At 40.9% G+C, this 26106-nt stretch carries 7 protein-coding genes; 2 read left to right on the plus strand and 5 right to left on the minus strand.

Annotated features, from left to right (window positions below):
- Positions 1-29 precede the first annotated feature (29 nt).
- The 3 genes from AC1DCD_RS02040 to AC1DCD_RS02050 are packed head-to-tail and all read right to left on the minus strand — an operon-like array spanning position 30 to position 19086.
- A complete protein-coding gene (locus AC1DCD_RS02040) occupies positions 30-17288 on the minus strand; it encodes an LPD38 domain-containing protein (RefSeq protein ID WP_464639719.1) in 17259 nt (5752 codons plus the stop codon).
- 6 nt (positions 17289-17294) lie between these two features.
- Positions 17295-18596 (minus strand): hypothetical protein, encoded by a 1302-nt coding sequence (locus AC1DCD_RS02045; protein ID WP_464639717.1) that lies wholly within the window; start codon positions 18594-18596, stop codon positions 17295-17297.
- Positions 18597-18606: 10 nt separating this feature from the next.
- On the minus strand, positions 18607-19086 hold the full coding sequence (locus AC1DCD_RS02050) for a hypothetical protein (protein ID WP_019035627.1): 480 nt from the start codon (positions 19084-19086) through the stop codon (positions 18607-18609).
- A 92-nt stretch (positions 19087-19178) separates the two neighbouring features.
- Between AC1DCD_RS02050 and AC1DCD_RS02055 the strand changes: the two genes are divergently transcribed.
- Positions 19179-19487 carry a hypothetical protein gene (locus AC1DCD_RS02055; RefSeq protein ID WP_464639715.1) on the plus strand — a complete coding sequence of 103 codons (309 nt, stop codon included), beginning with the start codon at positions 19179-19181 and terminating at the stop codon, positions 19485-19487.
- Positions 19488-19878: 391 nt separating this feature from the next.
- Here AC1DCD_RS02055 and AC1DCD_RS02060 read toward each other — a convergent pair whose 3' ends face one another.
- On the minus strand, positions 19879-21360 hold the full coding sequence (locus AC1DCD_RS02060; protein WP_464639713.1) for a tyrosine-type recombinase/integrase: 1482 nt from the start codon (positions 21358-21360) through the stop codon (positions 19879-19881).
- A gap of 240 nt (positions 21361-21600) precedes the next feature.
- The gene (gene ppdK, locus AC1DCD_RS02065) at positions 21601-24324 is read right to left on the minus strand and encodes a pyruvate, phosphate dikinase (protein WP_019035624.1); all 2724 of its coding nucleotides are present in this window, start codon (positions 24322-24324) and stop codon (positions 21601-21603) included.
- A gap of 212 nt (positions 24325-24536) precedes the next feature.
- Between ppdK and rlmD the strand changes: the two genes are divergently transcribed.
- Positions 24537-25967 (plus strand): 23S rRNA (uracil(1939)-C(5))-methyltransferase RlmD, encoded by a 1431-nt coding sequence (gene rlmD / locus AC1DCD_RS02070; protein ID WP_353586182.1) that lies wholly within the window; start codon positions 24537-24539, stop codon positions 25965-25967.
- Positions 25968-26106 lie beyond the last annotated feature (139 nt).

The raw sequence follows: 26106 nt of genomic DNA on the forward strand, positions 1-26106 counted from the left end.
AATTAAAATATGTGCCACCGTGGGTTTAACTATTTACGTGTAGCATTCATCTCCTCAATCATCTGCTTTTTTAATGCAGTGAGTTCGTTCTCGATAACCTTACGTTCATCATCGTCTGTCGCTTCTTTCATTTCATCATAGAGACCGTCAATCTCTTTGTTATAGTCCTCGAAAATCTCATAGCGTGCATATTCAGGAGAGTTATAGAGAAAATCAATCTTCTCGGCATAGTCAAAAACACCATTGTCTGTGTCTTTTTCGTAATGCTTTATCCGTGCCTTTAGCTTGTCATGTTCCTCTTTTGCTCGGTAGTACTCATTGTTAATGGCACGCGACTCTGTGCGCTCATCTCCATTCTTCAAAATTCTATTGAGTAGCAAGAAACTTCTTGGGTCGTATTCTCTTTGCCCTGCAATAGTCTCTGCACTCTTAGTAAGTTTGTCAATGGTATTAGAGACACCACCGAAATAACCATTAAGAATGTATTCTACCTTTGCAGGATTGATGTCAATCGCCCCCTTTGTGTAAGCATCGCCTTTAGTTACCTCATTCAAAGTCTTAGATATTCCAACAAGGTATTTGTTAGCACTCTTGTAAGCCTTTGTCCATTCAGGCATATCCTTATTATAAGGAGTGGCTTTATAGAGAGGCATACCCGTCCAACTCTTATTGGTATAAACTTCAGCAAAAGGTTTTACTGCACTTGGTATAAACGCTTTCAAACCTCCTTCACCCTCTAAGAAATCTATAGGAAGAATCTGTGTAACCTGACCAGCAATGGCTCTGCCTAATTCTGTACCTGTGAAATAATGTTCCTTACCACTCATTGCGCTAACCATTAACTCGCCCATACCATATATAGCACGGTATTCTGTAGGTAATGGTATAGATACCCATTGGTCGCCAGCCTTAAACAAGATATTGCTACGTCTTACATATTCAGGTAAGTTCCAATAACTATTCTTGTTGTCATCGTCGCCGTCTCCCATACCCATTCCTGCTACCAAAGCACCGAGTATGAACATCGTTGCTGCTGCCGTAAATGCTTTTGCAGGGTGTTTCTTAAATTGTCTGCCAAAGTTTGTTGTTCCTTGTATGGCTGCATTCCAGAATACAAAGCCACTACGTCCAAATCCTGAAAGGAAAGCACTTGTATTGCCAAGTTTCGTCTGACCAACTGCTCTCATAAACTTTGCGCCACTGCCTTTCTTATTGAAATTCACAGAGATTTCCTTTGCATCATAGATAGAACGGTCAATTGTTCTTCCCATTTCTCGTGATGTGAGGAATGCTGCAAAACGTGCGCTGTTCTCAACTGCACGGTTGTACTCATCAAGTCTTTCACCAAATAAATTGATAGCCTTTTCTATACCAAGTTTTCCATTAGCACGCTTCAATTCTCTACGGATATCGTTCTTATGCTGTTCAATATCTCGTATATTGGCATAGCCTGTTTCGCCACCATTCATCATGAATTGATAGAATGAACGTTCGAGGTCGTTATCCATATTGAGCTTACCGTTTCTATGCTTGGTAAGAAGTATCTTTATCTGTACAGGATTGCATCTTCCAATGTTACGATGGAATCGCAACGCATAGTTTGGACTCTCCTTTACCCATACCATTGAGTTAGCATAAAGCATATCTCGAATGAAGTTCGACACAACAAAATCAGGGTTACGTGTTGTATAGAATGCGCTCAACTGTCTATTTACCATTTCACCAACTTTAAGAATAGCACCGATATAACCTGAATTGTCATTATCAGGATTAGTTTGTCCGTTAAGGGCTTGTGCTGCTCTTGGGTTGCCGTTAATAGTCAAGACATAATTTCTACCACCACGTTTAACAAGAACCTGATGCTGCTTCAAATCCCTACTTTCTACGACACGATACGGTACATTGATGGTATCCTTGCCATGCTTATACTTTTCGGGGTCTTGCTCTGCGAGTTCTTCCATACGTGCCTCAAAGTCTTGCAGCTTCTTTTCAACATCATCTGCTGAGTCTGTGTCTTCTATGTTATCAGGGAAGACTGGTTTCCACTCATCGGTTACATCGTCATGTTTCAACCATAAATCACTCACACTAACAAGGTCGCTTGGGTGGTTAAGAGCAAAGTTTAAGAATTTCTGCTTTACCAGTTTATTCCTATTACCTTGTGTTATCGCACTTTCTGCCATACTTTGTATGTTTGCAAATGGGTCATCTGCTTTTGAAGTACGACCCTTTGCAACCTTAATCGGAGCATTAAAAGCACTTTGACGATGAGTAAGGTATGCGTATGCTTCGCTACTTGTCTTTTCATCAAAGCCACGAAGTGGAATATAGAACTGATACATACTCTTTATTTTGTCGTATGTGTCCTTATTCATCATACCGCACTCATAACTTTTTGATAGAGTGGCATTCGTAACATCGTTTACCTTTTTCCATAACGCTGTTGTATCATTGTTCTGCTCGTAATCTGCAACCATTCTTCCAGCCTCCGCTTCAGCGTCTTCCACTGTATCTGTTCCGGTCAAGGCAGTGAGACCTGCATAATCACGTTCACGAGCATCTGCAAGATAATCATCAAAACTTTTTGTACTATTAGGGTGTGCCTGTTCATTTGCTTTGAATGCCTCAGTAGCATCACGTTCCGCCATAACTTGATTACGCTCCAAACCATGTTTTGCCATCATATAATCAACGAGTTCGGTGCGCTGCTTATCATTTTTAGCAAGTTTGGCAACTTCGTCAAGCATCGGTTGAAATACAAGGTGTGCAAAAGCATCTGCCTCAGCCTTATTGACAGAAGATAATCTATTTTCTCCTAAATAGGCATTCTCAAAACCTGCTATATCTGCAATATCCGTTTTCTTACCCTCGCCTTTTATAATAGCATCCATAGCCTCTTTAAGTCCAAGCATACTATCTTGTATAGCTTCCTGCGTTTGGAACATAGCTCTACTGACACGCTGCTCGTAAATATCACGAGCCTCAACTCTACCCTCTCCCTCACGTAACAAAACATCATCTTCCTCAACATTTTCTTCCGAAACGCTTGGGTTCTCAAAATCTTTCACTATCTTTGCTACAGAATTAAGGACTTGATTGTCTATTTCCTGTTGAGCATAATGTGATACTGAGGAGAGCCAATTAAGCCCTTTTTCTTTGTCTACCCATTGTAGGCTGCCATTTTCTACAATAGGATAAATGACATCACGTTCGTTACGTCCATGAATAGAACGTATATCATTAACCTCTAAGAACTCTTTGCCGTCTTGTATAGTCTTGTTCAACTCAATTGCTACACAGATATTTTTTCCATTGCGGTCTTTCATTTCTGTGAGTACACCTAAATTATTATCTGCACGTTTAAATACAAAAATAGGTGCTGACAAATGTTGTGGTAGATTATGTAAAGCACTTAAATCAACATCGTGTTTCTTTACGCTTGCCTTGGTTAAAATACGCTGGCGCATGACAATAGGTAGGTTTGGTAAGAAGTCAATCATTATTCCTTGTGGTAAGCCTAAATGCAACATTTCGTTGGTCGCCATATTCCCATTTAGATAGCGTTCAAGTTCTATGTTGAAGGCTTTATTTACCTGGTCCGACCTGTCCGACTTGTCCGCTTCTTGCTCTGCATAATTACCAACCTTCAACTCATACTGCTTTGCCACATCTTCTGCTTCTCCTAAGATACTGCGGTATCTTCCTGGCTCTTTTAGGTTCTGATAGCTGCGCCAAAGGATATAGCGAAGTTCGTTATCACTCAACTCGCCACCTTGCCAGTTTTCAAAACCAATAGAGTGGAGCAGCTTCATAAACAGTTGTTTTATCTTTGTCCAGAAACTATAAGGCATGCGCTCAAAGTCGGTTTGCTCTGCAAGTGATGCAAGGTATTCTTCTATCGCTGTGCGGAAGTCCCAGCCATTCTTGGTTGCAAGTTTTACAATTTCACGTCTAATCTCAGGCTCTGCTTTTTGGTAAACATTATCAAGGAATGTATCGAAATGGTCGCCAAAGAGTTTGCGCAAGCCATAATGTGCTACTGCTTCGTGCAATAAAGTTTTCTCTACATCTGCTATATTGGCATGATTAGGGATAACTATAGTTATCTTACCTGTACTCTTTGAGTAGAAACCTTTAGCGTTTGCACGCTTACCGTCTAACTGGCTGGCATCTGTAATCACTTCTACATTGTCAAGATGTAATATGTCTGCAAGCTCCCCTACACGATTAGTCATTCTACTACGTTCACGTTCGGCAAATGCTGCACGTTGCTTGGCTGTACGGTTAGACTTACCCAGCATTTTTACCCAAGGGTCGTTGATGAAACTCAACTCATAATCAGTTAATGTTCCCTGACCATCACGCATAAGGTCTTCTTCGTCTTCTGATGCTTCAGAAAGAGTAGAAACAGCCTCAACATCTTTATCCATTTCGGCATACTTCTTTTCTTTTTCCTCCATCTCCTGCTTCATCAGCTCGGTGTATTCCTCGTATTTCGCCTTAGCTTCTTCAAGTTCTTTTTCAAACTCAAAAGGCTTACCCTCTCTTGCTTGCATCTGCTTAAGTTCGGATTTATGGCGAGCTATGTTCTGCTCTGCATATCCAACGATATTCTCGAAATCATTACCATTAATAACATTTTTGGTAATATCCTCAATAGCATTGCGAAGCAAGCCACTCTTTACAGGTACATCTGTAAGACCTAATTCCTTTTGAGAATAAAACATCTTACGTGTAGCCTTACTAAATAGATTGATGCCCTGCGATATAGTTTCCTTAGCAACTTCTGTGCGTACAACAAAATCTAAGCCGTCAATATTTACATTGAGGCTACTCGTGTATGAGGCATTTGCACTATCCTTAACCTTTTCGCTCTCGTCTTTGACCTTTTTGTTATGCTCCTTTATAAAGTCTGCCATAGCTTCTACGCTGTCAAACTTCTGTTTGCCAATGGTTATAATCTTGAACTTACCATCAGGATAAGTTTTGCGAACAAGAGAAAGGTTCTTTTCATTTGTGTCCTTACGCTCCTGCTCCTGCTTTATCTGACCGTTAAGACGTGGTTTTGCGTTATGGATATACGTTTGGTCGGCTTCCCACTGACGCTTTCTGCTCTCAAACTTACGGACATTCTTCTCGGCTTGATTTTTCAGCATAGCATACTCGCTTCCTGAAAGTTGTGCTACGGTGTCTCCAAAAGCATCTTCTTCCTCTTCGAGAATACGGTTCTCCATACTGTTTGACATAAGCTGCTTGCCGTTCATAATACTGTCTGCAATAGCACCTTTAGTTTTCAAACGCTGATATGCAGTAACATCAAGACTGTCTTCAACGCCAAAACGAAGCACACGTACAGGCTTATTCATTTCCTTGTGAATATTGCCTTGTCTTAGAATACGTCCGTTACGCTGTGTGTAGTCCATAGGTCGGTTTGGTGCATCAAGATGTATAAGTGTATGCAAGCGTTCCTGAATGTTCACACCAGTACCGAGGGTGAATGTACTACCCATGATAACACGAACCTCCCCACGATTTACCTTGTCAAAGATTTCAAGTTTCTTCTTCACAGTCATTCCCGACTTCATTACAACAATCTGCTTCTCTGGAACACCTGCCTTGATAAGTTTCTCTCTAACATCTTCGTATAGATTGAAACCGCTCGCTTTGTTCTGATAGTTATCTGCAAAGATAGCAATAGTACCCTTATAGTCTGCCGTTTCTTTCAGAGTACGCAATGTTTGGCGCACAGCCTCATTGGTTTTGCTGTTAGCATCATCTTCTGCACTTGCATCAACCAAACGGGCATCCACGGCTGCTGCTTTGGCAATACCATACATAGTAAGTGGAATATGAGAATTCTCTTTCTTCTCCTTGCCACTCATATTGTCGTACTTTTCAAGCTCGCCCTTTACAAACTTCATGATACCACGTAAAGCCTTTGTCTGTGGCAGATAAAGGTCTTGTGCCTTTCCTGTCTCCATTTCAGGTATCTTATCGCTCACACCTCCTGCATCCTTTGTGCGAACAGTATCAGACACACTTGACCAAATACGCACGAGTTCAGGCAAGTCAATGTAACCTGCAAAACGGTTATTCTCTTTGAATTTGCCACTGGTGGTAAATTCCAACATCTGTTGGATATTACCGAAGTTGCGCACGAAGTCATCAAAGTAGTAGATACCATAGTCTTTCATTGTGTCGGCTGGCATCAGATAACGCATGAAAGTCCATATCTCTGCTGCTGTATTACTGATAGGAGTACCAGTAGCAAAGATAACATTACGTCCATAGTTCTTTTGCAATACGGCTTGTGTCTTCAAATAAACACCTTGCGACTTCTTTGAATACGATGGGTCTACACCCTTAACGCCACGCTGCATAGCTGTAGCAAATCCGAGGTGCTTGTATTCGTGAGCCTCATCAACGAGTAGGGCGTCAATACCCATATCGTCAAAGTTTTCCGTATCGTCTGTTCTTCGGTCGAGCATTTCACGTGCCTTTACCTCTGTATTCTGCTTAGTAACTGCACGCTTCTTCTCATCTTTTGCTGTACGCTTATCTGCGAGTTGTCCAGAGATAGATGCAAGCTCGTCTTCCAACTGTTGGATTTCTTTTTCTGCCTGTCGAGTAATAGGGTTGCGCTCTGAGTCATCAGCTTCTTTCATTTTTTCAAGAACAAGCATCTTCTCCTCTATCTTGTCTTTAATGAAAGCCATCTGACGCTCTTCGCTATCAGGAATAAACTCAAAGGTGGATTGAGGAACGACTATCATATCCCAATCGTTGTAACGTATCTTGGCATAGAAATTCTTTCTACCCTCTGCGCTACGGTCGCTATCCTCCAATGTGAGTATCTTTGCATTAGGATATAATTGCTTTGCACTGGCAACAAACTGACCAACGGTAGCATTCTGTACTACAATCATAGGCTTATGGGCTGTTCCCAGTCTGCGCATTTCCATTGCCGTTGAAATGAGAGTAAAGGTCTTACCTGTTCCTACCTCATGGGCAAGCATCAAAGGTTGCATAGTGCCACGTACTACCGCCTTTGCCTGATGAGGGCGAAGGGTAATACTGTGTGTTGCACCTCCAAAATGTTCTGGGATATATTCAGAAGGAATATCAACAGGGACATAATTATTGAAGAGGTCGTTGTAAACGGCTTCCATTCTTTCGGACATTGCAGGGTCGCTCTGCATCTTATTTCTTGCCCAATCCTTGAAGTCCTGACGGATTTCATCAATCTTAGATGCACAAGCCTGTGTAGCCTCCTTGTCTGTTATAGTCTCTTTGGAACCATCGTAATGTTTTTGTACCCTTGAAACTGAAATGGTCTTATTTTGGATAGCAGCCTCGATTAGCTTATGCCCATAAATATACTCATTGAATACCTCACTATGGACACCACTCGTACGGTTTTTATCATTGTTCAACCCCCAATCAGGTGCTTTCATGAACCATGTACCACCTGCTGCCGTAAACTTAACGTCAATACCAGTCTTCTCCTTTACATATTCGTCATAAAGTTCAGAAGCAATCCATGATGAACCGAGGTTAAATTCAATGAGGTGTGCAGGGATGCTGTTAGGAACGACCTCTTTAAGAGCCTTTATATTGCCATTATAAGTTCCATTTTCATTATTAGCCTCTGCCTGTTTCAATTTTTCTCTGACATTACCGCTAAGATATTGATAAGAAACGACTACCTGTTTGCACGTTGGGTCTTCAAAGCCTAAGCCACTGCTAATGATTTCCTTTTTCACATCGTCCTCACTCATGCTAAGTTGTGTACTGATATAAGGGATATCAATCTTGCCTGTCTTATAAATGCTAACAATAATACCGTCTTTTACGTTCTTAGGTTGAGGCTCAACGTCTTTCTCTATAACACGTTTGCTGAACACATCTGTCTTAATGAATTTCTGCACATGTTTTCCATCCTTGTCTCCTGTTTCCTCATATCTTTCAAGTGAGAATACATTAGGATAATCAATATCATTGCGCAAGAAAGCAATAGAAACATTCTTGTTAAGGTGTCCGTAAGTATTAACAAAGTCATCATAAGCCTTGTTGAGTTCGTCAAGTAAAGGCTGTAACCCCTTATCGTCTTCATTCTCTGACTGATAATGCAATACATCATCTAAGGCTTTTTTAATAGCAGTATAAGCCTTAAAGCATTCTTCCTTTGTGTGTCCTTTTACCTTATTTGTATTCAAATTAAGTGGAACGGCTTGTCCCAGTTGAGCAACACAAAGCTTACCGTCCTTGTTGATAAGCATGCTTCCCTCCTTGACATCATCGCCAAGCTCTTCATATACTACATTGACAGGCATTTCCTCTTTCTTTACCTGTGCTTCATCTTTCATGTGAGCAAAAGAGTTCACGAAATCTTGCAACATCTTCTCTTGTTGCTTATCACTCGTTGGATAAAGTCCTTTTGAGGTAGCACGATAGGTATCGCCATGCTCGAAAGCAAACTCCATCTTACCTGCCATCATTTCAGGGTGTTCAATGAAATACTTATTGTAATCCATTGACAAGTGTTTGATAACAGAAACATACGTGCCTTTTATCTTCTTTTCTTCCCCAGTATTATAATCAACGCTGCGCTCACCTGTTACAGTGCTAACATCAATAGCATTAGGAGAAACCTTTCCACCTACACGCTTTCTGATAACAATAATATCAGATGTTACACCAGTACCACCAAATGTTTTATTGTTGAGTCGGAATGCCCCGATAACATCTGCCTTACCATCGCTAACCAGCCAATCACGCAACTTCTGTGAGTTATCAAGTGTACCGTTTGAAGATATAAAGATGCCGATACCGCCCTCACGCAATTTGCGTACATTCTTTGCAATACAGAAATCATGAATGTTGTGAAACTTCTTTGACAGGTCGCTATCTCCTGTTGTGTCATTCACACGAAGCCCTGTTACAAAAGGCACATTGGTAATAGCTAAATCTACACTACCATTTGGTACTCGTGTTTTTTCAAAGCCCTGTATCTCAACATTAGCTTCAGGATACAGAAGTGATAAGATATTGCCAGACGTGCCGTCAATCTCTACGGCTTGTATATGGCTATTATCGCTAATCTCCATAGGCATTTGCCCTATTATATTACCGATACCTGCCGAACCCTCTAAAACATTGCCTCCCTTAAATCCAAGTTGTTTTGCTACGTCCCATAACGTATCAATAACGTATGCTGGTGTATAATAAGCACTATTGGCACTCATTACGGCTTGCTCGTATGCTTCTGCACCTAACATTTGTTGTAGTTTGAGAGAAATAGGTGTACCTATAGAGAAAGCTTTTCCAAGACCACCCCAACCACTAAACTTTCTAAGCACACGCATTTTTTCGGGAGTTGCTTTTTCACCACTCTCGACAAGGTCGTTAGCTAACTCAATAGCCTTGATGTTAGCTTCTATACGTGCATCAACGGATGTAGGCGCATAGTCTACACCACGCTCAGCATGATTATTAGAAACGTTTAATCTCGATAAGCGTCCAGTGGGTCGTCCAGTGCTGCTGAGTACTTCTGCATTTCCGCTCTGTACTCCGCTATCTCCTTGTCGCTCAGTCCTGCGTTCTGTAGGATTTGCGTCCAGTTGTCCCGGTTCAGCTGTCCTGCGCCCAGAAGATTCTCGTGGCGAAACTCCATCATCGCTTTTTCTATTCTCTCTTCGAGTTCTTTGGTTATCTTCATTGTCTTGTGATTTTGGTTCGCTTTGTGAGAACAAATCTCCGAAAAGGTCATTCTCTACCTGCGAAGATACATTATTTTTCTTTTGGTTGCCACTTTTTGGCTGATTTTCTTTCTGTGGAAGCTCCTTTTCCTCTTTTGTAGAAGTAATAGGCTGAATGTCTTCCCATTCTACCAGCTCATACATTACAGGTGTTAAACCAGTATCAAGGACAGGTTTACCTCTATCAATGTCATAAATGGTTGCTGGCTCGCCCTTATACATAACCTTATCGCCTACCTTAAAACCATTGATGTCTGTGGTAGTTTTATCTTCCTCTATAGGTTCAGCATGGCTTGCAATAATTTCTGTATCTGCTGCTCTTTGCTCATTTTCTTCATTGTTTTCTATGTTTAATGTTTGGTTATTATTTTCATTAGTGAATACATTTTTCGCAAAAGAATGTGCCTCTTCGGGTGTGGTGAAAACAAAACCATTAACCCCACGGAACGAAGAGTAGTAACCATTATTCTCTTTAGCTTCTCTCTTCTGTCCCATGAAAACATTACGGTCTACATGCTCTTTTCCACGTACAACCCAAATATCAACATCTTTCTTGTTGTTGTGCTGCTTAGTGATAGAGTACACATCGTTATCAACATCGCCAGTCTCTGTTGTCTGTTTGGCTTCCTCCTGTGCGTTATGCTCAACAGTAGCCTCATTACTAACCTGCTCTGCGGTATCGAATACAGTAGGCTTTACCTCTTCGCCATCATTACCGATAGTAGCTACATCAAAGGCACTAACATCACTATAAGAGGTCATTTCCTTAGATAGTTCTGTCATCTCTGGTAAATCTCTTGCACCGTTGTAGAATGCTTTGAGATATGGACGAATTGCGTCTCCAAGGTCAGAAATCATTTCCTTTGCATAGGCTCCAAAGGCACGTGCGCCATTCTCTATATGATACACTGCCATTTCTGCACCGATAGCCAACATCTCAGGGTCTACACCTAAATTAAGCTGACCCAACTTAGAACGCATACGCTTCTTTAGCTCTTCGTAGCGTTCATTAGATACAAGACGCTTGCCGCCTTTATCCTCAATAGGATGCTGTACATTAACATCCCCCTCTGTTTTAACAGAAGTATATTCTGCAAACGCTTTTGTCTTGCGTTTACTGCTATCAATCCACTTCTTGAATTCTTCCTTGCTAACTTCTGTAATGTTGCCCAAGCCTTGCCATCCCTCTTCATAATTAGAAAGGTATGCTTTCCTTGCGCTCTCCATGTCAGAGAATCCGTACATTACCTTATGTTCATCGAAAGAACCATCTTTATTTACTTGGTCTACAACAAAGACGTTACCCTCTGTTGGGTTATCTGACAAGAAGATGTCGATATGATCACCATCAACACTTTCCGTACCTCGAATGTATCCGTAGGTGTTATGCATCTCGGTTTCCCATTCCTTGCCATTTGCGTCCTTACCACGACGAACACTACCCTTAGGCTGTTCAATAGTGACATTGAAACCATCTACCTTGATATGACCTTTCTTGTAGTTGCCAGCTTCTTTCTGTGCTTCAGTCGGATTGGTATCAACCTTTGCTTCCTCCTTTTTGCGTGTACGTTTTGCCTTATCTTCTGCTGCAACACGTTCAGCCATTGTAAACAAATCTTCACTGACAGCTTCTTTTTTAGCAGTTTCATCCGATTTTTCTTGCTTTGTATCAGAAGATTGCTTATCTTTGCTCGCAGAAGTAGTGGGTACATTACCGTTAGGAGAAATAGGGGTGTCGGCTTTATCCTTTTCTCGCAAAGTACTATCAGCAACCGACTGCTTACTCTGCACCTCGGACGCAGACCATACTTCTTTCTTATTTTTTCCGTATCCTTTTCTAAAAACGCCACCACTATTTACACCCCAATACTTACCATTTGTTGATAATTCAATATAAAGGGTATTGTTATGTTCGTCTTCTATTTGTATAAGATAAGTCCCATTTTGCTCACCTAAGCTGTTTTCACCTTGTTTTATCTGCTTGTAATTCTTACATACAAACTCAACAAATTCTTCAACTGTGTCAAATCCTGCACCTCTTATTTGGTCTCCATGTCTCTTTTCAAGATGAATTAGACCATACTTACTATTGCCAAGACTAAGTTTTATAGGAGCAGGTGTAAGCCCACATCCCTTTTTTATTTCACCAAATACGGTTGTACCAGTAGATGTTTTTACAAATGGAGAACCATCTTCGTCTACTTCATCTGAAATTTTTACTTCTTTGGTATCTCCCAAATAACCTTGCCTTTCTGCAAGGCTTTCCAAGTTTCCTTGTCCTCGGTTTCCTCTGCTTTCTGCTTCAGTTCCTCCTTGATTGGCTTCTGTCCCATCGCTACTCTCACTTCGTCCTCCTGTTGTAGAGTTTCCATTGCTTCCTTGTTCCCCTCGTTGGCTTGTTGTAGTACCGCCAACCAGTACATTGTTTCTTTGTTGTCCATTGTAATCTATGTTTAATGTTTCCTTGATAGCCTCAACAAGTGAACGTGGTGTATTGTCTGGCTGCTCAAACAAAGTTTCTTCCTGTGTACCTTGAATAAGGTCGTACATCTTGTTGAACATACCCTGTATAAATCTCTGATTATCGCCCTTATACATTGTAGCAAGCAACAGCGCAAAGTTACTATATTTCTCTGCTGGAAGATAGCTTTCGCCTGTATTATCATCAATAGCATACTGGCGCTGCCATGCCTCAACAGCCATACGAGCATCCTTGTGATTGGTTGCAGCCATAAACTGAGTATCATGCGAAAGGGCATAATAAGCCATGATAGAGTTTTGAATTTCCTCTACCATGCGTTCACTCTGTGGACTGTCATAATCTCTATAAGTAGTTGCTAGGATAGCCTTTTGCGCCTTGACTGGTAAAGCATTGAACATTTCTTCGAGTTGCGTACTGCCACCCTCGAAGATGCTCTGATACATTACGCCTTTAAGGTCATTCTTGGCTTCTGCCGTCAAATTACCTTTGCTATCAAATGCACTCTTATACTGTGTGGGAGTAATTGAGCCATTGGCATTCATCCACTTTAGCACATCAACGCCATTGCGGTCTATAAGTTCAGAGAAAGACATATCTTCATCTGTAGTACGTAAAAGAAGACTTGCAAAATTCTTCATCTTATCGCCCAACTTCTTCACTACATTCTTAGGCTTGATGCGTTCTACACCTCCGCTTTCAGTGTCGCTTGCCACGAATTGACCCAGTGCAATGGCATCATCATCGTTCACATCAAGCATATTAACGAGTATAGGTTTCTCCATAGCTCTGACCTTATCAGAATTAAGTCCCAATTCTGCTGCATGGTCTATTAAGTACTGTTTATATTTCTCACCCTGGTCTTTGTATGCTGCCCACATCTCTTTTAAGGCAGCACTTCTGTTATTACCCTGAATAACCTCGCCACGGCTGTTTACCGTTGGCGCACCTGTATATGCAGTAACAGACGATGTTATTTCCTCGGGACGAATATTTGATGCAATCTTACGTGCTGCCTCCTTACTTGCATCGTCCTTACGCTCCTTTGGCTGAGCCTCGTCAATGAAGTGTAATGGATTACGCTGCCCGTTCTTATGGCTTGGCTGTAATTCATCAGCGTCAATAAGTGCTACATACCCAGATGGAATATTCTTATCATCGAACTTTACCTGCACATCTTTTCCTTGTACGGCTGCAAGTGGCTCTTGTCTGTTCACCTTATCACCGTTTACACGTCTGTAACCTCTTGCACGTGCATCACTTGCCTTGTCTTCCACAAAATCAGGAACACCGTTCAAAGCTTCACGCTTCTGTCGCTCAGCTTCCTCACGCTCTGTACGCTCCTTATCCTTCTGCTCCTTCCGAAGACGTGCAGCTTCTTCCGCTTTACGGTTCTCCTCTGCATGAATAGCAGCTTGACGCATACTATTGGTTGATGCAATCTTTTTCCAATGTGCAAGAGTATGCTTCGCCTGTTCTATGGCAGCACTGCGTTCTTTCTCCGCTGCAATTTTCTCTGCAATGGTAGTACCACCCTTTGTTTTGATTTTCTCAGCCTTTTTAACGGCAGCCTCCATGTCGGCTACCATATTATCGGCAACTGTCTGCGCCATTGCTTCATCGCCTCCAGTCTGCTCTACAATAGCATCCCATGCTGTTTCAGGTTCTGCCTGTTCATATATAGGCTGTCCTTGCTCGTCCTTAGGAATACGCTCAAAGGCTGATAGGGATTGCTGAGAATTTTCCGCACTTTCTACACGTGATTCACTGATTGTTTCAGCGTTTTGTGGTAAATTTACTACACTTTCGGTTTGTGCCGGTTCGCCCTCAAATTCATTGTTGGACGTCTGCGGTGTTTCCTCCTTTGTCTGAACATCAGGATTGAGTGTATCAAGTTCTTCTGCGCTGAACAGATTAACCTTTTTGCCATTGATTGGCTCTTCTGTGTAAACCTCAAACATTCCGTCTTCGTTTTGGTCTGCCGTGATGCTTCCACGAACAACATTCCCATTCTCATCAGTGAGCGTTACCTCATCATTGAGGCTGTACGTGTTGGAAGACTTGTTTTCTGCTGCCTTTGCTTCCTCACGCTGTTTCAACGACTGACTTAAACGCAACATATTATCGCCATCGCTCATCTCCTGCACCTGCGCCTTGGGCAACATTGTAGGCTGCTGTGAACCATCTACACTTACCATTACCATATTTGGTATTGGCTGACCTGTCTTTTCATCAACAGCATCGCCTATTACCTGTAATGTATGCTGCGAGTTGTCTTCTCCAATAACTGAATAGGTGTCTCCAACATTGAACTCAAGTGTTCCGTCAATCTTATTTGCTTCCTGCTGTGCATAAGTCTGACGTATGCTTTCCGCTGCATTAGCTTTCTCTTCTTCTGCGTTGGTAGCCTCATCAACAGATAAGATTGCAGTAGGTGCTACCATTTCTGTTTTTCCAGTTTCGGCATCACGTACCATAATACTTTCACTTGATTTAGCATGATCAATGCCTGTTCCGTCATCATTCATCTGTACATAACCACCAACAACATACACCTTTCGGTTATCCACCTTCATAGTGGCAGGATAGATATTGCCATCTTCGTGTGTATGGTTATCAATAGCCATATCGCTTGCCTTAATTGCATCGTCGATGTTGTCCTTAACCTGACTAATCATACCATTGTATGCAGATTTGGCGTTTAGGTAGTCAATTGCAGCTTGCTTCTGTTTATCGTTGAGGTTCTCCTTATTGTCAAGGAAGTCATCAACGCTATAACCTGAGACATCTTCTGTGCCTAATGCTTCGCTTAACTGTTGTTCAGCATACTCATAGCGAGTCTTGATGTCATTCTTCTGTTCATCGCTTGCCTCGTGTCCCTGAATATAAGCATTATCCATAGACTGATGAATGATAGTCTCATCATCTTTTGCTCCAGACTCTTCTAACTCTTTAGCCTTTGCAGATTGGGCAGTGTTGAAGCCTCTGAACTTAATAAGATTACCTGCATAGTTCAACGCTGCTTCCTTCTCTTGCTTCTGGAGGTCGGGATTTTGAATAATACCATTTACAACGTCTGCCATTTTCTCGTTGGTAGCATTGTCTATTTGGTCTCTAAAAGGTTGCCATTTCTCCTGTGTCATTCTGTAAGCAGCAACGGTATCGGCATCCTTAACGCTTTTCTTCGTTCTGTAATAGTCTACTGCGCCAGCAAGTTTCGGAGCTGCTTCCATTGCACCAACAGAGAATAACATACCACCCCAAATGTCTGCCTGTGTACGACCATCAAACAAGTCGCTCATCTTATTGTCGCCAACAAGCATGGAGTTGAGGACGATGTTTGCCTCTTCCTCTGCAACCTCATTGATATATCCATTAACTCCTACACGGTTCATTATTTTGGTTCCCAACTGTGCGTACTGCGAAGTACCAGCACGATTTAACGCTGCTGTAATCTTACTAAGACCTATTTTATCAAGACCTTTCGCAATAGTTTTACCAATGGGTAAGCCTTCAAGGTGTACACCGAGCTTTTCTGTATAGTATTCAAGTCCCTGTGCTATCTCTCCTTTACGAATAGCTGTACCCCAGTCTTCGCCACCAGCAAAATGGTAATTGCCATGCTCGTCCTGTTCTACATGTCCGAGATGTCTTTGTCCAATATCCGATGCAGTACGTGCTGCACCAGTAGTATTAGCCATAACAACACCTGCTGCAATGTCTCCGAGGGTAGTACCAGTATATTTGATTAACTTCTTTGTCAATGCCTTAGTAGCTACCTTTTCGGCTATCTTTGCTCCAGCCTTAGTTCCTGCTTGTGTCAATCCTAAAAGACCGTCTGTTGCAGCAAACTCTATCATAAACGGAATAGCTTGTGCGGTAATTCCACCTGCACGATACATGAAGCCACGATTGCCCCCATACTTACTTTGCGCCTCTTGGTTCTTGTAAATATTCTCAATCATCGCTTGGTCGGCATCTTTCTGTCGCTGTGTCTTCTTGCCACCATAGTTAAGCATAGTAGAAGTATCAAGCATATCAGTATAACCGAACGTCCAAAAAGATGGGTTCTTGAAAGTATCTGTTACACCACGCCAAAAACCAGCCTCAGCCTTATCACGTTCAGCTTCGAGTGCAACAATACGCTGTTGGTTCTGATTTTTTGCTGCTAATAAGGCTTTCCATTCATTGTCTGCCAAACGTCCATTACTTGTTGCTGAGTTGAAAGTATGAATTGCACCGCCACTACCATGTGGTATATCACGCCAGCTTGGTTTAAGTGCTTCTGCATCAAGTTCTGTTCCTCTTCTACCCAGTTCACGTGCTAAACGTTCTCTTTCAGCGTATGCCTCCTTTAATTCGTGGTCGATTGGGTGTAGTTGTGCTTCTTTAGCGTCATCAATCTGATTTTGTTCAATATCTGCTAGTATGCGGTCGCCCTGATAAACATTACCAGCCTCGGTAATGTAGGTAGGTTCTAACTTTCCTGTTCGTACGTTTAGCTTACTCTCTCCCTGCACTACACGCTTGTTTGCAGTCATTGTAGGCTTCGTTCCACCTATGCCCAAAGTAACACGTTGTACGTTTAATGGGTTCTTCTGTTGCGCCTTAGCACGCTGCATGGTTGTGTCGAACTGCTGTTTACTGCGCTGAACTCCTTGCTGAATACCTGCTACGAATTTCATTGCTTGTGCCTTTTCTGCTGCGGTAATTGGTTTACCACCAGTGGTAAGCTTGCTTGCTGGTCGTGTAGGTTGGCTTACAACAGATGTAGTATGTGGCTTAGGTGGTGCTACTTGGCGTGGATGTTGTTTAGCAGGTGCAGGAGGAAGATGCTCTAATGAAAAAGCATGCAACCCTTGCGCCTTAGCATCATTGTAATGCGACAATGGTATGTCGTAATCTCCCTTTTTGCTATCACGCATACGAATGGTTGCACCTTTATAGGCATCTGCATACGACTGAATGCCGTACTTATCCATATTCTCTTTTGATACCTGATGTTGCTTACCATCGGATGTTGTAATCGTGTATGTAATCTTATTTGGCATAATCTATTAGTTTAATGGAGGTTTACTTGTTGATTTACTTGATTTTGAGTTCCCCTTTCTACGATAATTACTTACATTAAAGCTACCTGTTACGCCTATCACTCTGCGTACATCACCGTCCATTGTCGGGAAGTCGCCTACATTTGAGGCTACAATTGCAGCAATAGCGTCTTTGCTCTGTGCCTTTTCAAGCGCATCAGCAATTTGTTGGTAGTGCAAATAACTCCTTATATCTTTAGCCTTATGATAACGCTCCGCTGCTGCCCTTGCTTTCTTTGCCATTGACGGTGCAAGTGAAATAAGTGCGCCTTTTTTATCAGGAGAGTAGGTGTGTACACTTCCATCGTGTAACCTAATTGTCTCTTTTGCTGAACCATTGCTTTTTGTCGTTCCGTCAGCATTGTGCGTTGCTCTAAAATGATTTTCGGCTTGACTAATTCTTGCTGCACCTTGTGCTTCGCTTACTCTGTTATGACGAGATCCTTCTGCTATCTGTGCGCCTCTCTGTCGCTCACCTACTTTGTTATGACGCACTGTTTCTGCTAAGACTTTCTTTTTGTGCTTCATATTTTGATCAAATTGCCAATCTCGTTGGTCAAATTCTTGTTGCCACTGGTCATCTTTAACCCCATCACGTTCTTTCTTGTATTGGAACTCCTCGGCATCTTTTTCCTGATTATAGACATCTATGCCTAACTGACGTTGCCACCTCCTTTCATTTTCTGCATTCTCGTCATCAGCTTGCTGTGCAGCCATGAGATTTTTAATGTAGGCATTCATTTGTGTATCTCTATCTGCCCTCAATTTATCCCATTTGCTTTTAACCTTCTCCGATTGTGAGTTTTCATGCTTGTACATATTCGGAGCATACTGTGTGGTAAAGTATAGGTTTGACAAAGCAGAGATAGTATCGCCAATAGCTGCAAACATCTTCTCACGTTTCTCTTTCTTACGTTCCTTTTCGAGTTCTTCTTGTGTTGGGGGTTGATAAGGGTTGAGCTTCTTATACATTTCTACATACGACAATCTCTTTTTTTTGTCGGCTGGTAGGGACATTTGTTCTCCTGTATTACCATGTTCTACAGGAGGGGCAAGCGGTGGAACTATTTTGTTAGCCTCTGCTTTCTCCTTTTCCTGCTGTTGTAAGATGTCAGGTGTGAATTTAGGCTTTGAAGACTCGTATTCAGCACCTGCCTTATTCCAATCCACCAACGGTTTAGCCCCTGTCGGCTGCTGTGTCGGCTGAGGCTGCTGTTGTGGTAACGGTGTAGGCTTATTGCCTAATATATCATCTAATGCACTACTCATACTCTAAATTTTAGAAAGGAAGTGAACTTGCTGCACTACTTACGCCTTGTACTGCTTGCCCAATTGCTGCTGCTTTATCTTTTTCTATTTGGTTCAACTCTTGGTTTAGTGCTGCATCACGCTCTCTATACTGTCCTTCGATAGCATCTTTGCGCTTATCTCCATTAACGGCTATAGTTGAAGTAGCTTCAGCAAGAGCCTTATTGTTGGCTTCTTTGGCAGCTGCCGTACTCTCGTCAGTTCCACCCATTACCGCTTGCGATGCTGCTGCTGCCTTATTATTTTTCTTGATACTCTCCTGAGTCATTGTAAGAATCTTCTGCGCATCAGCACGCTGTGTTGAGTCCTCATTATATCGCCTATCGTACCAATCTTGATTTTCTCTTTTCTGCGCCTCTACATTGGCTTTCATCTTATTCATAGCCATTGTAGCTGAGATACCACCAAATATGCTACCTGCTGCTCCAACTGCTGCTCCTATCATTCCCATAATTATAATGCTTATTAAAAGTTATACTATACGGTGCGAAAATAAGTAATTATCTTTGCACCACAGGTTTAACTTTTAATCATGACAAAGATATGAGTACAGAGAAAAGAAAAGTAGGACGACCAGCAGGAATACCTAAGACTGGTGGGCGTGTTGCAGGTACTCCTAACAAAGTTTCTTCAAAAGTTAGGAATATGCTTGCCAAAATTACAGTCGATTACTATAGTTCAGAGCAATTCAAGAAAGATTTAAGAGACTTAGAGCCAAAGGATAGAGTTCAAGCAATGGAGAAGTTTACAAGTTATGTTGCACCAAAATTACAATCTACTACACTTGATGTTGCAACAGAAACTAAGAAGACCATTGAAGACAGGCTCATCGCATTGTCTGGTGGCAAGTGATTTCTACAAACATCTACTGTAGATATTTGTTGTTAGTCCTTTTTTAATGAACTGTTTGTTATAAAAGTGAGTAAGGAGTGTCCGTGAGGATGCTCCTTTTTTGTCTCTGATAGGGGAAAACACAAAGTGAATAAAAGTTAATTTATTTCTTCGGAAGAAATACGTTTTAAGTGGGGTTTCTTCGGAAGAAATACGTTTTAAGTGTACTTTCTTCCGAAGAAATGCAGTTTAAGAGTGCATTTCTTACCAAAAAGTGCATAAAGTAAAGTAAAGTAAATAAAATATATCTACATTAACGCGCGCACGCGCGTACGCGAGAGTTATTCTTTTATTTGTTAATGAATATAAAAAGAAAACCTACAAAAGAAAGCTCCTTTGTAGGTTTGAAAGATTAAAAACCTTTGCCTTTCATTCGCTCGTAAACTGCTGTTTGTTTTTTGTCGTTGTTTTCGATTTTGAATAAAACCATTGAGCGAAGTGGAATGTCGTCAGGTAGTAGTGATGCCAGCTTCTCGATAACTTCATCAACATTGTTGAAGCCAACGTCTGTCAGTTCTGCTACCTTGCGCCCTTGGAAGAATGCTGTGCCATGAACCTGATAACGATACGAGAGTTTGAAACGTTCCTCTTTCGGCTTTTGTTCTCGCTGTGATGGTTTATCTGAGAAGAAAATAAAATCAATTACTTTCTCGTTGAGTTCCCATGCTGGAGAGAAGTCTATCTTGATATAGCCTCGTGTTACCTTGTGTCCGCTGCTATGGTTCATAGCAAATGCCACTTCGCCAATAGTAGCCTTGCAATCGTTTTGCGCCACTGTTCCCCATGTGTGTCTGAAAGTGTAAACAGAATAATCGTGCTGCTTATCTATGCCCATAGCCTCACATAGATGCCGAATACCTATGTTTACGTTGGCACTGAAGCTGTCAAAAGTTGTATGGCGTTTAGCAAAGTTGAATAGATGCACGTCAGCCTCATCGGTATTCTTGTATTTGTCGAACAAAGGAAGCAAGATAGGAGGGACACGCATTTCCATATATGCGCCATCGGCACGAAACTTCTTTGTCTTGGCTCGTTGGTAATGGATAATGCCATCGTAATAGTCCGTTTTCTTCAGCTGAAACAAATCAACCGTGTTGATACCTGCAAGACAAAGCACCATCATTGCCACATCTCTGCCTATCTCTGTGGTAGGGTGCGCCATCTTACTTTCGGGAAGTGGAAAGAAAAAGAACTCCCTGCATGCTTCAGGAGTAATAGCTAGTTTTTCGGGCTTATCAGCTTTTGGAATTTCCACCTTCACCCACGGATTTGTCTTTATCTTGATGATGCCGTTGTCGTAATCGTTGAACTCTACCTGTGCAGCTTTGAATATCTGCCTAATACAAATAGGGTACATTTCTTTGGCACGCTTTGTCGTTTCAAGACTTTTAATCCATCTGTTTACAAACATCGAGGTCAGATGCGAGAACTTGACATGGTTTGTCCCTGCAAATCTCTCGAGGTGCTGTAAGGCAAGTTCATAGTTGCGAGCGTTGCGCTGCTGCCCTCTGTCTATCATTCGGTCTATGTGCTTTCTGGCATATTCCGAAAAATCTATATCATCATCGCCACTCACAAGAAAGTCAGACACTTCTTTTGCGTTCCAGTTCCTAATGTCCTTTTTGTTGAGACGCTCCATGTAGTCAATGATAACAGGAGAAAGCAGACCAACCACATAGGGGTCTTTAACTTCTTTGGTTTTCGTGATGCCCTTATCGTTTACCATCTTTTCAGTTTTGATATAGGCGAGTTCCCTATGATGTGTTACCCTGATATAAACAGGATAAAAACCATCGCTACGTTTATTCCTTACGCATATTTTCAGTGTTGCCATAATTCATCCGTGTTCCAATTGTTTGTAATAAAAATACCTAAACTTGTTATAACTTACAGAATTGCAGTTGTAAACACGCTGTAAACAGTGTATTCCAAAATAGTAAACTTACTGTAAACATTTACATTTATTCTGCTCAAATAGTGTGTATAGATGCACGCTGTTTTATGAAAAGAATTAGGCGGAAAACCTTCGTAAATACGTGGTACTCCGCCTAAATAACTGATATTTAAGAGTTTTCTAACATTCTTCCACTGCTGCTTGCGCCGCGGCTAACCTTGCTATAGGCACACGGAAAGGAGAACAACTAACATAATTTAAACCTACATGATGGCAAAACTTAACTGAAGAAGGCTCGCCTCCATGCTCTCCACAAATACCACACTTAAGATTTTTACGAGTAGCCCTACCTTTATTAACTGCTATTTTAATAAGCTGCCCTACTCCATCTTGATCTAATACTTGGAATGGGTCTACATCAAGTATCTTCTTTTCCAAATAACTTGGTAAGAAACTTGCTATATCATCACGACTATAACCAAAGGTCATCTGTGTAAGGTCATTGGTTCCAAAACTAAAATATTGTGCTTTTTTAGCAATAAGGTCAGCAGTAAGAGCTGCACGAGGTATCTCTATCATTGTACCTACTTTAAACTCTATCTCCAAACCTTCTTTCTCAAATAATTTCTTAGCTGTTTTTCGAATAATAGCCTCCTGAATATCAAGCTCATTAACAATACCTACAAGTGGCACCATTATCTCAGGCATAGGGTTAAAGCCTTCTTTTTTTAGTTGTATAGCAGCTCCAAGTATAGCCTTTGTCTGCATAGCAGTAATCTCAGGGAAAGTATTACCTAAACGACAACCGCGAAGACCAAGCATAGGATTAGCTTCTGAAAGAGAATTCACACGATCCTGAATAAACTTAACACTAACACCCATCTCATCAGCCATAGCCTGCTGCCCTTCTAAAGTATGAGGAACAAACTCATGCAAAGGTGGATCTAAAAGACGAATATTTACAGGCATACCATCCATACATTTCAATATGCCGTAAAAGTCTTGCTTTTGATAAGGCAACAACTTATCTAATGCTCTTTCACGTTCCTCTGTACTATTAGCAAGTATCATCTCTCGCATTGCTTTTATCTTCTCGTTCTCAAAGAACATATGTTCTGTTCTGCAAAGACCTATTCCCACTGCTCCGAAATTACTTGCTACCTCAGCATCATGTGGCGTATCTGCATTAGTACGAACAACAAGCTTAGTATACTTACTACAAAGATCCATTAATTCTGCAAAATCGCCTGTTACCTCAGCAGGTTTTGTTTTTACCTCTCCAAAATAAACTTCACCTGTAGAACCATTCAAAGAAATATAGTCCCCTTCACGCAAAACTGTTCCGTCAATGTCTATAGTACGTTTCTTATAGTCTATAATAATAGCACCTGCTCCACTAACACAACACTTACCCATGCCACGAGCAACAACAGCTGCATGTGAAGTCATACCTCCACGAGCAGTCAAAATACCTTCGGCGGCCGACATACCTGCTAAATCTTCAGGTGAGGTCTCTATACGTACCATAATAACCTGATGCCCATCATCATGCCACCTAGTAGCATCATCGGCAAAGAACACTATCTGCCCACATGCTGCTCCGGGAGATGCTGGCAAACCGCGAGTTAACACTTTTGCTTGTGTTAATGCTTCTTTATCAAAAACAGGATGAAGAAGCTCATCAAGCTTATTAGCCTCACAACGTTTCAATGCTGTCTTTTCGTCTATCTCACCTTCATGCAATAAGTCCATAGCTATCTTCACCATGGCTGTACCTGTACGCTTACCATTACGTGTTTGAAGAAACCACAACTTACCATCTTGCACTGTAAATTCCATATCCTGCATATCATGATAATGCTTTTCTAACTTATCTTGGATAGCATTTAGCTGCTCAAACACTTCAGGCATACATTCTTCCATAGAAGGATATTTTGTAAAACGAACCTCTTCATCAATATCTTGTTGCTTAGCCCAACGCAAAGATCCTTCCTTTGTAATTTGCTGCGGAGTACGAATACCTGCCACTACGTCCTCACCTTGTGCATTAACAAGATACTCACCATTAAAAATATTTTCACCACTGCCTGCATCACGAGAGAAGCATACGCCAGTAGCAGAAGTGTCTCCCATATTACCAAAAACCATAGCCTGAACATTAACTGCTGTTCCCCATTCCTGAGGAATACCTTCCATCTTACGATAGAGAATGGCACGATCGTTCATCCAAGAATCAAATACAGAACAGATAGCACCCCAAAGCTGCTCCATAGGATCAGTAGGGAAATCTTTTCCAGTCTGCTTCTTTATAGCTTCTTTAAAAAGTTTTACAAGCAATTTTAGCTCTTCTACATTCATCTCGTTATCGAGCTTTATACCACGTTTTGCCTTTACATCCTGAATAATTGCTTCAAATGGGTCTATATCTTCCTTGTTTTCTGGCTTCATTCCTAAAACAACGTCACCATACATTTGCACAAAACGACGATAACTATCAAAAGCAAAACGTTCATTGCCTGTTTTTTCTGCTAATCCTACAACTACTGTGTCATTCAACCCAAGATTTAATATAGTATCCATCATGCCAGGCATCGAAGCACGAGCTCCAGAGCGCACACTAACTAATAAAGGATTAGTTGGGTCTCCAAACTTCGAGTTCATCAAGGTTTCGATATGCTTTACACTATCTTCTACTTCTTTTTTTAGCAAAAGAACCACTTGCTCTTTACCTACTTCATAATATTCATTGCATACATCAGTAGTAATAGTGAAACCCGGGGGTACAGGAACGCCGATAAGATTCATCTCTGCAAGGTTAGCACCTTTACCTCCAAGAAGATTTCTCATATCCGCCTTACCTTCAGCTTTACCATTGCCGAAGGTATAAACTCTTTTTTCGCTCATAATTAATTGTTTTTATATATTTGTTTATTTTAGTCATTATTTAGTGCAAATATACACAATGTGAAAAATATGTGCAAGTTTTCACTCAACTTTTGTAATGTTCAAATAGCATTTTATATATGTTTTCGTACACAGTAAGTTTGTAAAACAACAGAAGTGGGAAAATAAACAGAAAAAACTGTACCTTTGCAAAAAAATAAGAACAAGAGAATATGACCAGAAAGAGAAAACCTCTACCTTTGTTAGAAAATGTAACTATAGAAGCTGTAGCTGCTGAAGGGAAATGTATAGCACACGTTAAAGATATGGTAGTGTTTGTTCCATTTGTAGTACCGGGTGATATTGTGAACCTACAAGTATATAAAAAACGCCACAAATACTATGAGGCTACAGTAACAAAATTCATAAAAAAAAGCGATGTACGTATAGATCCACTATGTAATCATTTTGGTATTTGTGGAGGATGTAAGTGGCAAAACCTTCCTTATAAAGAGCAACTAAAAGCAAAAGAGCAACAGGTTTTTGATCAATTGACACGCATAGGCAAAGTTTCTCTTCCTGAAATAAATCCTATAATGGGATCTATTCACACTGAAAATTACCGCAACAAATTAGAATTCGGTTGTGCTAATAAACGATGGTACACTACCGAAGAACTAAAAGACATACCAAACGGAATAGGATTAACAGAAGGTGCTATTGGTTTTCATATTACAGGTGCTTTCGACAAGATATACCCTATAAAAAAATGCTGGTTGATGGATAATCTTCAAAATGACATTAGAAACTCCATTTACAACTATGCTCTAAAAAACAAATTTACCTTTTATGACACACGTGAGCAACATGGGCTATTACGCAGTATCATGATACGCAATTCTAACACAGGCGAATGGATGGTATTAATACAGTTTCATTACGATAATGATAATGATGAAGAACGTTCTTTAGGATTAATGAAACACATTGCCAACAATTTTCCACAAATTAGCTCATTGCTATATGTTAACAACCAAAAAGGTAATGACACTTTCAACGACCTTGATCTTATTTTATACAAAGGGAAAGACCATATCTTTGAAACAATGGAAGAGCTTAATTTTAAAGTTGGGCCTAAAAGTTTCTATCAAACCAACACAGAACAAGCTTACCATCTTTATGATGTAACTCGCCGTTTTGCTAATCTAACTGGCAAAGAGTTAGTATATGACTTATATACAGGAACTGGAACTATAGCCAACTTTATTGCAAAAAAAGTTAAGAAAGTAATAGGCATCGAGTATGTTCCTGAAGCGATAGAAGATGCTAAAGTAAATTCAAAAATCAACAATATTGAAAACACTTTATTCTATGCTGGAGATATGAAAAACATTCTTACTGATAGATTTGTAAAAGAACATGGTCGTCCAGATGTTATTATTACCGATCCTCCACGTGCAGGTATGCATCCCGATGTTATCAATGTGATATTACAAGCACGACCCAAACGCATTGTTTATGTGAGTTGTAACCCCGCTACACAAGCACGAGACTTATCATTACTTAATACAAGCTATAAGATTATTGCTGTACAACCTGTAGATATGTTTCCTCATACACCACATGTAGAAAACGTTGTTCTCTTAGAAGAAAGATTAACATAGCCACAAATAATACTTGTTTTGAACAAAAATATTTGTATAAATTTGAATATTACTATTTTTTGAAATCGAGTAGGAGGTAAACCCTAATCATAGGTGTTTATTTCCTACTTTCGTGTTCACCGACCTCTCACACCACCGT

The organism is Prevotella sp. C0209C1, from assembly GCF_056583855.1.

Excerpts from the sequence above, each read along its gene's own strand:
- ppdK (WP_019035624.1), bottom strand. The coding sequence starts at position 24,324 with ATGAGCGAAAAAAGAGTTTATACCTTCGGCAATGGTAAAGCTGAAGGT.
- AC1DCD_RS02040 (WP_464639719.1), bottom strand. The coding sequence starts at position 17,288 with ATGCCAAATAAGATTACATACACGATTACAACATCCGATGGTAAGCAA.
- AC1DCD_RS02055 (WP_464639715.1), top strand. The coding sequence starts at position 19,179 with ATGAGTACAGAGAAAAGAAAAGTAGGACGACCAGCAGGAATACCTAAG.
- rlmD (WP_353586182.1), top strand. The coding sequence starts at position 24,537 with ATGACCAGAAAGAGAAAACCTCTACCTTTGTTAGAAAATGTAACTATA.
- AC1DCD_RS02045 (WP_464639717.1), bottom strand. The coding sequence starts at position 18,596 with ATGAGTAGTGCATTAGATGATATATTAGGCAATAAGCCTACACCGTTA.
- AC1DCD_RS02060 (WP_464639713.1), bottom strand. The coding sequence starts at position 21,360 with ATGGCAACACTGAAAATATGCGTAAGGAATAAACGTAGCGATGGTTTT.
- AC1DCD_RS02050 (WP_019035627.1), bottom strand. The coding sequence starts at position 19,086 with ATGGGAATGATAGGAGCAGCAGTTGGAGCAGCAGGTAGCATATTTGGT.